This is a genomic window from Nocardia sp. CC201C (assembly GCF_030010695.1).
In the GTDB taxonomy this organism is placed as follows: domain Bacteria; phylum Actinomycetota; class Actinomycetes; order Mycobacteriales; family Mycobacteriaceae; genus Nocardia; species Nocardia otitidiscaviarum.
Window position 1 is genome coordinate 1 of sequence record NZ_JASCXP010000201.1, and the last position, 13,028, is coordinate 13,028.

Below are 13,028 nucleotides of genomic sequence, written 5' to 3' on the forward strand. Positions count from 1 at the left end.
CACTGCTACGGGTGTCGTATGTGCTCGCCGCGCGTGATGTGCGCCCACCCAAAGGCGGTGTATGGCCTGCTGAGTTGCCTGTTTCCCGGACGGGAGGTGCGTAGCGGCTGGGGAGGTTGCCCCGTTCCCCGGACAGTGGTGGGTGTCGTGGCTACGCCGCCGGTTCGGTGGCGGTGCGAGCCCGTTCTGCGTGTGCTGCGTGCCCGTCCTGGCGCGATGCGGATATCTTCGCGCGCGCATGCCCCTTGCACAGACTGCCCGTAGTCACGCCCGGTTGGGGTTGGTGGCGCGGGTTGGGTTGGTGGCGCGGGTTGGGTTGGTTGCGTGGGTTACAGCCGTTCATGCGATTGCGCGCTGGTCGTTGCGCGGCTCTGCTTATCGCTGTCCCCCGGCTATCGCGGCAGCGGCGGCCATGGTGTCGGTGGCCAGGGCTTCCAATGCGGCCGCGGTGAGATTGGTGTCGGGGCAGGCGACTACGGCGGCGGCGACGCGGTCGGTGGTGCGGCCCGTATCGACGCCGGCGGTACCAGCACTGCCGGTGGTGGCGCGGTTCGTGCCGAAGATCGGCGCGGCGACCGAGACCACCGCGTTGTGGTCGGTGAGTTCGTCGGGCAGGTAGTCGATGGTGATGAGGTCGGTGATCATCGCGTTGAGGCGGTGGCGCAGGGGATCGGTGACGGGGGAGTGGCGGAGGGTGGAGAGGGCCTCGAGCATGGGGGTGGAGTCGTCGGCGAGGCGCTCGACCGCGTAGCCGCGGGTGCGGATGGCGTCCAGTACGGCGCTCAGGCGGGGTCGGTGGGACGGGTCGGCGATGGCGATCCAGGCGTCGCGTTCGGGCGCGGGGGCCCAGGCGACGAATTCGCGGCAGACCGGCGGGGCCAGGGGGAGGCGGCGGCCCACCCGGATCCAGGGCACCGAGGGGGTGCCGATGACCTCCGTGACGAGGATGGCGTCGGCTTCGCGTTCGGCGAGGAAGACCGGAATATCGTGCTGGGCGGCCAGCTTTCGCATGGGATCGGCGGCCAGGCGGCGCAGCGGGAAGGCGGCTTCGGCGCGCCGCGCGACCGTCACCAGTTCCAATCCCAGGCTGTAGTTGCCGCTGTCGTCGCGCAGCGTCCAGCCGTCGGCGGTGAGCTGGGTCAGCACCGCGTGCGCGGTCGCCCGGGACATGCCGGTGGCGCGGACGATGGCCGCCAGCGAGAGATGTTCGGCCGGGCGGCGCGACAGCAGGTCGATCACCCGCACCACCCGCTGGGTGGGCGGCGAGGCGGACGGCTCGGGCTGGGCGGCTGCGGTCATCGTTCGTCCTGCTCGTCGGTGCGCGAAGGGCGTGCGCAGGTGTGGAGGGCATGTGGAGGTGTGGAAGCGGCCCCGGGGCAGGGGAATTCACCATGGGCTATTGACCGCCGTCAGGCTCGCCGCCTATCGTCGGTGTCACATTATCGAACAATAGCGTCGAATATTCGACACCGCAACCCGGAGGGCTCCTCGGGGGGAAACGGCTCGGGTGGCGTTCGGCGCGATAGGTGAGTGAGTGATGCCCACGGGATACGAGCTGTCGCACCTGACAGCGCTCGAGGCCGAATCGGTGCACATCATCCGAGAGGTCGCGGCCACCTTCGAGCGGCCGGTACTGCTGTTCTCGGGCGGCAAGGATTCGGCGGTCATGCTGGAACTGGCGCGACGGGCGTTCTGGCCCGCACCGCTGCCCTTCCCGCTGCTGCACATCGACACCGGGCACAACTTCGACGAGGTGATCGACTTCCGGGACCGCACCGCCGAACGGCTGGGCGCGCGCCTGCTGGTGGCGCGGGTGCAGGACGATATCGACGCCGGGCGGGTGGCGGAGCGACCGGGCGAGACCCGCAACCGCCTGCAGACCACCACCCTGCTGCGCGCCATCGGCGAACACCGCTTCGACGCGGTCTTCGGCGGCGCGCGCCGCGACGAGGAGAAGGCCCGCGCCAAGGAACGGGTGTTCAGCTTCCGCGACGAGTACGGGGCCTGGGATCCGCGCGCCCAGCGCCCCGAGGTGTGGAACCTGTACAACGGACGGCACCGCAGGGGTGAGCACATCCGGGTGTTCCCGCTGTCGAACTGGACCGAGCTGGATATCTGGGAGTACATCGACTCCGCCGCCGTGGAACTGCCGTCGCTGTACTACGCGCACCGTCGCGAGGTGGTGGAGCGCGACGGAATGCTGTTGGCCACCAACCGTTTCCTGCGGCTCGGCTCGGGGGAGCGGCCCTACGAGACCACCGTGCGCTTCCGCACCGTCGGCGACGCCACCTGCACCGGCTGCGTCGAATCCAGCGCCGCCACTCCCGCCGAGGTGATCGCCGAAACCGCCGTCACCCGCCTCACCGAACGCGGCGCGACCCGCGCCGACGACCGCATCTCCGACTCCGGCATGGAGGATCGCAAGCGAGAGGGCTACTTCTGATGCGCCGCAATCTCTTACGCCTGGCCACCGCGGGCAGTGTGGACGACGGCAAGTCCACCCTCATCGGCCGCCTGCTCTACGACTCCAAAGCCCTGTTCAGCGACCAGCTCTCGGCCATCGAGAAATTCAGCACCGCGCGCGGCGACCAAGCCCCCGACCTGTCACTGGTCACCGACGGCCTGCGCGCCGAACGCGAACAAGGCATCACCATCGACGTCGCCTACCGCTATTTCGCCACGCCCCGACGGAAATTCGTCATCGCCGACACCCCGGGCCATGTGCAGTACACCCGGAACATGGTGACCGGAGCCTCCACCGCGGACCTGGCGCTCATACTGGTGGACGCCCGCCAGGGGGTCTCCGAGCAGACCCGCCGCCACGCCTTCCTGTCCTCGCTGCTGGGCGTCGGTCACCTGGTGCTGTGCGTCAACAAGATGGACCTGGTGGACTTCTCCCGCCACCGCTTCGACGAGATCCGCGAGGAATTCGCCGATTTCGCCACCAAACTCGAGGTCCGCGACCTCAGCTTCCTGCCGCTGTCGGCCCTGCACGGCGACAATGTGGTGGAGCCCTCCCCGCGCACCCCCTGGTTCCCGGGCCCGCCGCTGCTGCGCCACCTCGAGGATGTGCACATCGCCTCGGACCGCAATCTCATCGACGCCCGGCTGCCGGTGCAGTACGTCATCCGCCCCAGCGGGGAGACGCGGCGCAGCTACGCGGGCACCATCGCGGGCGGCGTGTTCAAACCCGGCGACGAGATCACCGTGCTGCCCTCGGGACGCGCCACCCGCGTCGGCCAGATCTGGGGGCCGGGCGGCAGCAAGGTGGAGGAAGCCTGCGCGGGCATGGCCGTCTCCCTCACCCTGGACGACGAGATCGACATCGGCCGCGGCGATATGCTCGCCCGCCCCGGCAATCAGCCGCATCAGGACCGGGAACTCGACGCCATGGTGTGCTGGTTCTCCGACGACACCCAACTGCGCCCCGGCGACCGCTACGCCATCCGCACCGCCGCCCAGACCGCGCGGGTGCGGGTGCGGGCGCTCGACTACCGGCTGGACGTGAACACCCTGCATCGGGTGGAGGACGCGCCGCTCCTGGCGCTCAACGACATCGGCCGCGTCACCCTGCACAGCACCCAGCCCATCCTGTTCGACCCCTACCGCGCCAACCGCGCCACGGGCAGCTTCATCCTCATCGACGAGCGCACCGATCAGACCGTCGCCGCGGGCATGATCACCGGCCGCACGCCGGTACAACCGCAGGCCCGCGGACCGGTCACCTGGCACCGCTCGGCGGTGGAGCGCACCCAGCGGCTGTCCCAGGGCAGGACGCTGTGGCTGACCGGGCTGTCCGGCTCCGGAAAGTCCACCATCGCCGTGGAATTGGAGCGGCAGCTCATCGCCGCGGGACGCCCCGCCTATCTGCTCGACGGGGACAACCTGCGGCACGGCATCAATGGCGATCTGGGATTCGGCGACGACGAGCGGCGGGAGAACATCCGCCGGGTCGCCGAGATCGCGGCGCTGTTCGCCGATTCCGGCACCATCGCCATCGTCTCGCTGATCAGTCCCTTCGCCGCCGAGCGGGAGAACGCGCGAAAGATCCACGCCGACAAGGGGTTGGAATTCCACGAGATCTTCGTCGACACCCCGCTGGCCACCTGTGAGGACCGGGACCCCAAGGGGCTCTACGCCAAAGCCCGCGCCGGTGAGATCACCCGATTCACGGGGATCGACTCCCCGTACGAGCGCCCCGAGCACGCCGATCTGGTGATCACCCCCGCCGACGGCACCCCGACCGCCATTGCCGAACTCATCCGCCGAGAGCTAGGAATCGCTGAACACCGATGACCGCATCCGACACCGCAGACGCCCCCGGAACCCCCGCCGCCGGACCGGACCAGGCGGCGCTGCCGCTGACCGATCCCTTCCTGGCGGCCGTGGCCGAGGCCGAGAAGCTCATCGCCGCCGCGCCGTTCATCCGCACCGACGCCGACCACGCCGAGGGCTACGACTATCTGGCGGCGAGCATCTCGGCCTGCCTGCGCCTGTCCGGCGTGCACGGCACCTCGCATCCGTACTTCGTCAGCTCCACCGGACCGCACGCCAAGATGGGCCTGGACAACCCGGACACCCTCTACTACCACGCGAATATCGAACCGACGGCCGAATACCTGGTGACCGGAGTGCGCGGCAGTACCGTCGACCTGAGTTTCCAAGTGCTCAAAGGCGATTACACGGCCACCGACGTGCCGGGCGGTGACGACGCCTTCGACGACCGTCGGCTCGAGATCGACGCCGACGGCCGCTACCAGCTGCGCTTCGGCCCACCCAGGGCGAATCCGGAGCCGAACTACGTCGTACTCGGCGAGGGCGCGTCCATGCTGGCCGTGCGGGAGGTGTACGGCGACTGGGCGAACGAGACCAAGGGCCGCATCCGCATCGAACGCGTGGACACCGTCGGCACCGCCCCGACCGAGCCCGATACCGCGCAACTGCGCAAACGCTACCGGGCCGCCGGGAAGATGCTGCTCTCGCGCATCCACACCTGGTTCAACTTCCCGAAATGGTTCTACCTGGACCTGCCGGTCAACACCCTCACCGCACCCCGGCTCACCCCCGGCGGACTGAGCACCCAGTACTCCTCGGTGGGCCACTACGACCTCACCGACGACCAGGCGCTCGTCATCACCATCCCGCGCTCGCGCGCCCCGTACCTGGGCTTCCAGCTGGGCAGCATGTGGTACATCTCGCTGGACTACGTGAACCACCAGACCAGCCTCAATCACGCGCAGGCACAGGTGGATCCGGATGACATGGTCCGCATGGTGGTGTCGGCGCGCGATCCGGGCATCGCCAACTGGATCGAGACCACCGGCCGCGGTCAGGGCATTCTCCAGTTCCGCTGGCAGCGCACCGATCGGCCCATCACCCCCGAGGAAGGTCCGGTCGCCGAGGTGGTGCCCTTCGACAAGGTCGCCGCCCACCTGCCGCACCACGACCACAACCGCATCGATGCGGCCGGCTGGCGCGAGCGCATCGCCGCCCGCCAGCGCGCCTTCGCCGACCGGCAACTCGGCTGATCCCGCTCGGCTGATCCCTACAACGCACAGGAACCCTCATGAACAACCCCATGCTGGCCGACAAGGTCGTCGTCGTCAGCGGCGTCGGCCCCGGCCTCGGCCGCTCCATCTGCACCGAATCCGCCGCCGCCGGAGCCACCGTCGTGCTGGCCGCGCGCACCGAATCCCGGCTGAAGGAGGTGGCGGCCGAACTGGAGGCGGCGGGTGCCGAAACCCTCTGCGTGCCCACCGACATCACCGACGACGAGGCGGTGCGCACGCTGGTGGCGCGCACCATGGACACCTTCGGCCGCGTCGACGTCCTGGTGAACAACGCCTTCGCGGTACCGTCCATGAAACCGTTGGAGCGCACCGACTTCCAGCAGATCAGCGACAGCCTGGATCTGACCGTGCTGGGTAATCTGCGGATGACCCAGGCGTTCACCCCCGCGCTGGCGGAGTCCGAGGGTGCCGTGGTCATGATCAACTCCGCGGTGCTGCGGCACTCCGAACCCCGCTACGGCAGTTACAAACTCGCCAAATCCGCACTGCACGCCATGTCGCACACCCTCGCCACCGAACTCGGCCCGAAGGGTATTCGCGTCAATACCGTCGCCCCGGGCTACATCTGGAACGACCAGCTGAAGTGGTACTTCGGCGAGATCGCCAAGAAGTACGGCATCACCCCGGAACAGGTGTACGAGCAGACCGCGGCCAAATCCGATCTGAAGCGGCTGCCCGAACCCGATGAGATCGCCCGCGCCGTGGTGTTCCTGGCCTCCCCGTGGGCCAGCGCCATCACCGGGCAGACCCTCGACGTCAACTGCGGCGAATACCACGTCTGAGAGTGGAGGAACAGACAATCATGAGCAGACGTACCGGCGTCGGAACGGTCGAGGACCTGCACGCCTCCGCCACCAAGGTCTGCGGTCTCACCGATTTCGGGGCCGACGACTACACCGAGGCGCTCGCCGTGCTGCTGGATTCCTACCAGCGCGACGCCGACCTCACCGAACTCGGCAGCAAGATGAGCCGCTACTTCCTGCGCGGCGCACTGGTGGCGCGGGCGCTGAGCGAGGCGTCCTGGCAGGCCCATCCCGGCTATGCCGACACCCCGGTCACCCGACCCATCTTCGTGACCGGCCTGCCGCGCACCGGCACCACGGCCCTGCACCGACTGCTCGCCGCCGATCCGGCCCATCAAGCGCTGGAGATGTGGCTCACCGAATTCCCGCAACCCCGGCCGCCGCGCGACACCTGGGCCGACAATCCGGTCTACCAGCGCATCGACGCCGGATTCGCCCAGCACCGCATCGAGAACCCGGAATTCATGGGCGTGCACTACATGAGCGCCGCCGATGTGGAGGAATGCTGGCAGCTGCTGCGGCAGACGGTGAAGTCCATCGCCTACGAGAGCCTCGCCTACCTGCCCACCTACTCGCGGTGGCTGCGGGAGCAGGACTGGACCAATGCCTATGTGCGGCACCGGAAGAACCTGCAACTCATCGGACTCGGCGACCAGCGCCGCTGGGTGCTCAAGAACCCCAGCCACCTGTTCGCCCTGGACGCGCTCATGCGGGTGTACCCGGATGCGCTCATCATCCAGACCCACCGCGATCCGGTCACCATCATCGGTTCCTCGTGCAGTCTGTCCGAGCAGGCCACCAAGGGGTGGTCCAACTCCTTCGGCGGGGCGAAACTGGGTGCGGCGCAACTGGAGCTGTGGTCGCGCGGCTGGCGGGAGTTCACCGCGGCGCGGTCGCGCTACCGCGCCGATCAGTTCCTCGACATCCAGTTCGAGGATCTGCGGGCCGATCCGATGGGCACCATCGAGACCATCTACAAGGCCTTCGGCATGGAGCTCACCGATGCGGCGCGCACGGCCATGCTCGCCCTCGACGCGGAGAGCAGATCCGGTGACCGCAAGCCGTCACACCGGTACTCGCTGGCCGACTACGGGCTGACCGAGGATCAGGTGCGCGCGGAATTCGCCTAGCCGGGTTCATTCAGGACGGGCCGGGGCTGTCGGCGCGCAGCCCCAGCCCGTCCACGAAGGCACGCAGCGCCAATTCGAAACTCTCGGAGTCGATTTCGTCGGCCCGGGCGCGCAGCAGGTGCGCCTGCTCCAGATGCGGATAGCGGTCGCGGTAGACCCGCACATCGTCGACGAAGCCGCGCGAGAACGAGCCGACGGTCGAACCCATCACCAGATAGCGGGTGGCCGCGCCGATCATGGTGGCCTCGCGCGGCGGCCAGCCCGCACCCACCAGGCCGCCGTGCACCGCATCGGCCGCGCGCAGGTTCTCCTCCCGCTGCCCCGGCCCGGAGGCCAGGTACGGCACGAAATTCGGATGCGCCACCAGGGCGGCGCGATAGGAGCGCGCCCACTCCATGAGTCCGTGCCGCCAGTCGCCGGTGTCGAAGGCCGAGGTATCGACCCGGCTCATGAGGCCGCGGGCGATATCGTCGAGCAGATCGTCCTTGGTGGGGTAGTGGCCGTACAGTGACGCGGCCTGAACGCCCAGTTCGGCCGCCAGCTTGCGCATGGACAGCTCACCGAGACCGTCGCGGTCGACGAGGGTCAGCGCCGCCTCGCGAATGCGGTCGCGGCTGAGCAGCGGCACCTTCGGCCTGGCCATCGCCCTCACCTCTCTCGTCGGAGCCGAATCTATCACCTGGCACTTGATTAACCGAACGGCGTTAGGATACCGTCTGCGGCGTTAAACCTAACACTGTTCGGTTAGGAGTGGAGATGGACTTCGAACTCGGCGACGCGCACCGCGAACTGCGGGAGGTCGCCCGGGCGTGGGTCGACAAGGAGGTCGTGCCGTTCGCCACCGAGTGGGACCGCGCCGAAGCGGTCGATCCGGCGATCGTCGGCAAACTCGGCGCGATGGGCTTCCTCGGCATCGAGATACCCGAGGAATACGGCGGCTCCGGCGGCGATGCCCTGGCCTACTGCCTGCTGCTCGAGGAGCTGGGTCGCGGGGACAGCGCCGTGCGCGGCATCGTCTCGGTATCGCTGGGCCTGGTCGCCAAATCGATCAGAACCTACGGCAGTGCCGAGCAGCGCGCGCACTGGCTGCCGCGGCTGTGCGCCGGGCAGTCACTGGGCTGCTTCGGCCTCACCGAACCGGGCACCGGCTCCGACGCCGCCGCGCTGACCACCCGCGCCGCCCGCGACGGTGACGAGTGGGTGCTGTCGGGCACCAAGATCTTCATCACCAACGGCACTCACGCCGATATCGCGCTCGTCTTCGCACGCACCGGCGGGCCGGGGCCGAAGGGGGTGACCGCCTTCCTGGTGCCCACGGACACACCGGGATTCGGCCGCACCGAGATCAAGGGCAAACTCGGCCTGCGCGGTCAGGCCACCGCGGAACTGATGCTCGACGACGTCCGGGTGCCGGATACCGCGCGGCTCGGCGCGGAAGGCCAGGGTTTCCGGATCGCCATGGGGGCCTTGGACAAAGGCCGCATGGGCGTCGCGGCGGGCTGTGTCGGCGTGGCGCGGGCCTGCCTGGAGGCGTCGGTGCGCTACGCCGGGGAGCGCGAGCAGTTCGGCAAACCCATCGCGTCCTTCCAGCTCGTCCAGGAACTGCTCGCCGATATCGCCGTCGAGGTCGACGCCGCGCGCCTGCTGACCTGGCGCGTCGCCGACCTGATCGAGCGCGGCCAGCCCTTCGGCACCGCCGCGTCCATGGCCAAGCTGTTCGCCAGCGAGGCGGCGGTCAAGGCCGCGAACAATGCCATCCAGGTCTTCGGCGGCTACGGCTACATCGACGAGTACCCGGTGTCGAAGTACCTGCGCGACGCCCGCGTGCTCACCCTCTACGAGGGCACCAGCCAGATCCAGAAACTGCTCATCGGCCGCGCCCTCACCGGCGTGAACGCCTTCGCGTGAACCGCGCCCGGCATAACCCGAAAGATACTGCCCGACAGGAGAATTCCGTGCCCGAGAATCCAGCACCGGCCAATCTCGCACCCGCTGAGCCCGCGGCTGCCGAGCCCACACCCGCCGAGTCCGCGGCTGCCGAGCCCACACCCGCTGACCGCGCACCTGCCGACTCCGCGCCGCTGAATCTCGCGGCTGTGGCACCCGCGTCCACGAGTGCTGCGTCCCCGAGTCCCGCGCCCCCGAACGCGTCGTCCCCGGGTCCCGCGCTCGTGACTCCCGGGCCCGGGAATCCAGCACAGCCGGTCGCCTTCGTGACCGGTGCGGCACGGGGGATCGGCGCGGCCATCGCGCAGCGGCTCGCCGCCGACGGCGCCACCGTGGCGGTGGTCGATCTGGATGAGAGCAGCTGCGCCGCGACCGTGGACGCCATCGCCGCCGCGGGCGGCAAGGCCATCGCCGTGGCCTGCGACGTGACCGCCGAGGACCAGGTGGACGCCGCCGTCGACCGGGTGGCGGCCGAACTCGGCTCGCTGGACATCCTGGTCAACAATGCCGGGGTGCTGCGCGACAACCTGCTGTTCAAGATGTCCGTGGCGGAGTGGGACACCGTCATGTCGGTCCACCTGCGTGGTGCGTTCCTGTGCAGCCGGGCCGCCCAGCGGCATATGGTCGCGCAGCGCTCCGGCAAGATCGTCAACACCTCCAGCGTCTCCGCGCTCGGCAATCGCGGGCAGGCCAACTACAGCGCCGCCAAGATGGGCATCCAGGGCTTCACCCGCACCCTCGCCATGGAACTCGGGCCCTACGGCATCAACGTCAACGCCGTCGCACCGGGCTTCATCGTCACCGAGATGACCGCCGCCACCGCCGCCCGCCTCGGCGTGAGTTCCGAAGAGTTGCAGGCCAAGACGGCCGAGATCACCCCTCTGCGGCGGGTCGGCCAGCCCGCCGATATCGCCGATGTGGTGGCCTTCCTGGCCTCCGAGAATGCTGCCTTCGTCACCGGGCAGACCGTGTACGTCGACGGCGGACGCCGTCTCTAGGGGATCGAGAACATCATGCGCAGAACGGTTTTCACCGCCGACCACGACGCCTTCCGGGAGACGGTGCGCGCCTTCATCGCGGCCGAGGTGGTGCCCGTCTACGAGAAGTGGTACGCCGAGGGCATCGTGCCCCGCGAGTTCTACTACAGGCTGGCCGAACTCGGCGTCTTCGGCATCGAGGTGCCCGAGGAGTACGGCGGAGCGGGTATCGAATCCTTCAAGTTCCAGGCCATTCTCATGGAGGAGACCGCGCGCGCCGGAGTGTCCTTCGGCGGTTCGGGCGTCCATGTCGGACTCTGCCTGCCCTATCTGAAATCCCTCGCCACCGCCGAGCAGAAACAGCGCTGGCTACCGGGCTTCGTCACCGGCGAACTCATGTTCGCCATCGCCATGACCGAACCCGGCACCGGCTCCGACCTGGCCGGCATGCGCACCACCGCCACGCTGTCCGAGGACGGTACCCACTATGTGCTCAACGGCGCCAAGACCTTCATCACCGGCGGCGTGCACGCCGACCGGGTGATCGTCTGCGCCCGCACCGCGCCGCCCACCGAACAGGACCGCCGCCATGGGATCTCGCTGTTCGTCGTGGACACCACCGCGTCCGGCTACACCGTCGGCCGCAAGCTCGACAAGCTGGGGCTGAAGGTCTCCGACACCGCCGAACTCACCTTCACCGACGTGCGGGTGCCGGTGGCGGATCTGCTCGGCGCGGAACATCAGGGGTTCTCCTACCTCGGGCGCAATCTGCCGCAGGAGCGACTGTCCATTGCCGTCGGCGCGTACGCGCAGGCCACGGCCGCGGTGCGGTTCGCGAAGGAATACACCCGGCAGCGCAGTGTTTTCGGGCAACCGGTGGCCAGCTTCCAGAACACCAAGTTCGAGCTCGCCGCCTGTCGCGCCGAGGTCGACGCCGCCGAGGCCGTGGTGGACCGCGCCCTCGACGCCCTCGACGCCGGGGAACTGACCCCCGCCGACGCCGCCTCGGCCAAGCTGTTCTGCACCGAGGTCGCCGCCCGCGTCATCGACCGGTGCCTGCAACTGCACGGCGGCTACGGATTCATCAACGAGTATCCGATCGCCCGGCTGTACGCCGACAATCGCGTCAACCGGATCTACGGTGGCACCAGTGAGGTGATGAAGATGATCATCGCCAAGGATATGGGACTGTAAGGAGCGCGACGCATGACCGAGTTCGCGGACTTCGACGCCCTGCGCGACGCCGTCGGCACCGAGGTCGGGGTGAGCGACTGGCTCACCGTCGATCAGCGGCGCATCGACCTGTTCGCCGAGGCCACCGGGGACCACCAGTGGATCCACGTGGACGCCGACCGCGCCGCCGCCGGACCCTACGGCGGCACCATCGCGCACGGCTTTCTGACCCTGTCGCTCATCGTGCCGCTCACCCAGCAGATCATGACCGTGCGCCGCGCCAGCGCCGGAATCAACTACGGGCTGAACAAGGTTCGCTTCATCACGCCGGTTCTGGCCGGTGGGGCGATTCGGGTGCGGTTGACGCTGAACTCCGTCACCGACGTCCCCGGCGGGGTGCAGGCCGAACGCACCGTCACCGTCGAACTCGACGGTGCCGACCGTCCGGCCTGTGTGGCCGAGAGCATCACCCGCTATCTGATGTGACTCCGGGTCGGGTGGCGTCGCTGCCCCGTACCGCCGCGGTGTCGCGCGGCGGGTTGTCGGGTTGGGAGTGGGGGGCCGTCACTGCCCGGGGCCGAACGGCTGTGCCGACAGGGGCGTCTCATCAGGGGTCATGGTCGCCACCACCGGGATTCCGGCGGCCTGGAAGTTGCTGAGCGCGCGCCCGATGTGATCTGCGGAGGTGATCAGGATGGCGGTCGTCGCGCCGATGGCCGCCATCACCTTCGCCGAGAAGGCCGCGTTCTGCACCGTCGAATTCGCCTGGGTCTCGACATGGATGCGCTGCGGGGGAATGCCGCGCGCGATCAGCCACTCCGCCATGGCTGCCGCCTCGGGCACGCCATTGCGCGGATTGCCGCCGGTGACGATGACCGGCGCGGCGGGGGAGAGCACCGCCGAGACGTATCCGGCGTGCAGCCGATTGATCAGTTCCGGACGCATGGACCCGTCCGGCAGCAGCCCGTAGCCGAGCACCACGATGGCGGTGTTCGGGGTGAACAGCGCGGGCAGTTCCAGGCCCGGCAGGCGCACGGTCGTCACCGAATCGATGGCAGCGAGCACCTCGTCGGTGATTCCGGTGGACGGATGTGCCGGGGCGGCAGCGGGTTCGGCGAACACCGGGGCCGCGGTGAGGGCCAGGGCGGTCACGGCCGCACCCGTGACCACGAGCCGCGCGACCGTGCGGGCCGCGTGCCGCAGGGTGGGAACGGGGGGAAGGAACTGATCGAACATCGGGGTGACCTCCTGACCACAAGATGTGACAAGTAGTCGGTTCACATTTTCATCAATGATCACCCGTGCCGTACCGGCCGGTAGGCGAATCCGCGAAATCGGCACGTATTGGCGCGAACCGACAACCGGGCATCCATCGCCACACCCGAGGCGGGCGAGCATGGCCGCGACAACGCTGGGCCGACAATCGCG

Annotated in this window: 12 protein-coding genes; 9 read left to right on the forward strand and 3 right to left on the reverse strand. The window is 68.9% G+C overall.

Going from position 1 to position 13,028, the window contains the following annotated elements:
• Positions 1-375: 375 nt before the first annotated feature.
• The gene (locus QK444_RS20660) at positions 376-1,299 is read right to left on the reverse strand and encodes a helix-turn-helix domain-containing protein (protein WP_282782739.1); all 924 of its coding nucleotides are present in this window, start codon (positions 1,297-1,299) and stop codon (positions 376-378) included.
• 238 nt (positions 1,300-1,537) lie between these two features.
• On the opposite strand from QK444_RS20660, the gene cysD reads away from it, so the two are divergent.
• The 5 genes from cysD to QK444_RS20685 are packed head-to-tail and all read left to right on the forward strand — an operon-like array spanning position 1,538 to position 7,503.
• On the forward strand, positions 1,538-2,443 hold the full coding sequence (gene cysD / locus QK444_RS20665) for a sulfate adenylyltransferase subunit CysD (RefSeq protein WP_282782741.1): 906 nt from the start codon (positions 1,538-1,540) through the stop codon (positions 2,441-2,443).
• A complete protein-coding gene (gene cysC, locus QK444_RS20670) occupies positions 2,443-4,296 on the forward strand; it encodes an adenylyl-sulfate kinase (protein WP_282782743.1) in 1,854 nt (617 codons plus the stop codon). Before cysD ends, cysC begins: the two co-directional genes overlap by 1 nt.
• Complete coding sequence (locus QK444_RS20675) at positions 4,293-5,528, forward strand: hypothetical protein (protein WP_282782745.1); 1,236 nt, start codon at positions 4,293-4,295, stop codon at positions 5,526-5,528. Before cysC ends, QK444_RS20675 begins: the two co-directional genes overlap by 4 nt.
• A gap of 38 nt (positions 5,529-5,566) precedes the next feature.
• A complete protein-coding gene (locus QK444_RS20680; RefSeq protein ID WP_282782747.1) occupies positions 5,567-6,352 on the forward strand; it encodes an SDR family oxidoreductase in 786 nt (261 codons plus the stop codon).
• Positions 6,353-6,372: 20 nt separating this feature from the next.
• Positions 6,373-7,503, forward strand: a complete 1,131-nt coding sequence (locus tag QK444_RS20685) for a sulfotransferase (RefSeq protein WP_282782749.1) — start codon at positions 6,373-6,375, stop codon at positions 7,501-7,503.
• A 10-nt stretch (positions 7,504-7,513) separates the two neighbouring features.
• On the opposite strand, the gene QK444_RS20690 is transcribed toward QK444_RS20685, so the two are convergent.
• On the reverse strand, positions 7,514-8,146 hold the full coding sequence (locus QK444_RS20690; RefSeq protein WP_282782751.1) for a TetR/AcrR family transcriptional regulator C-terminal domain-containing protein: 633 nt from the start codon (positions 8,144-8,146) through the stop codon (positions 7,514-7,516).
• Positions 8,147-8,259: 113 nt separating this feature from the next.
• Here QK444_RS20690 and QK444_RS20695 point away from each other — a divergent pair, with 113 nt between their 5' ends.
• The 4 genes from QK444_RS20695 to QK444_RS20710 all read left to right on the forward strand — a co-directional run bounded on the left by QK444_RS20695 (position 8,260) and on the right by QK444_RS20710 (position 12,086).
• A complete protein-coding gene (locus QK444_RS20695) occupies positions 8,260-9,411 on the forward strand; it encodes an acyl-CoA dehydrogenase family protein (RefSeq protein ID WP_282782753.1) in 1,152 nt (383 codons plus the stop codon).
• A gap of 263 nt (positions 9,412-9,674) precedes the next feature.
• Entirely contained in the window at positions 9,675-10,448 is a 774-nt protein-coding gene (gene fabG / locus QK444_RS20700) for a 3-oxoacyl-ACP reductase FabG (protein ID WP_282782755.1), read from the forward strand.
• Positions 10,449-10,463: 15 nt separating this feature from the next.
• Positions 10,464-11,621 (forward strand): acyl-CoA dehydrogenase family protein, encoded by a 1,158-nt coding sequence (locus tag QK444_RS20705; RefSeq protein ID WP_282782757.1) that lies wholly within the window; start codon positions 10,464-10,466, stop codon positions 11,619-11,621.
• A 12-nt stretch (positions 11,622-11,633) separates the two neighbouring features.
• A complete protein-coding gene (locus QK444_RS20710; RefSeq protein ID WP_282782759.1) occupies positions 11,634-12,086 on the forward strand; it encodes a MaoC family dehydratase in 453 nt (150 codons plus the stop codon).
• Positions 12,087-12,164: 78 nt separating this feature from the next.
• On the opposite strand, the gene QK444_RS20715 is transcribed toward QK444_RS20710, so the two are convergent.
• Positions 12,165-12,836, reverse strand: coding sequence for a YdcF family protein (locus QK444_RS20715; protein WP_282782761.1), 672 nt, complete (start codon positions 12,834-12,836; stop codon positions 12,165-12,167).
• Positions 12,837-13,028: the final 192 nt, after the last annotated feature.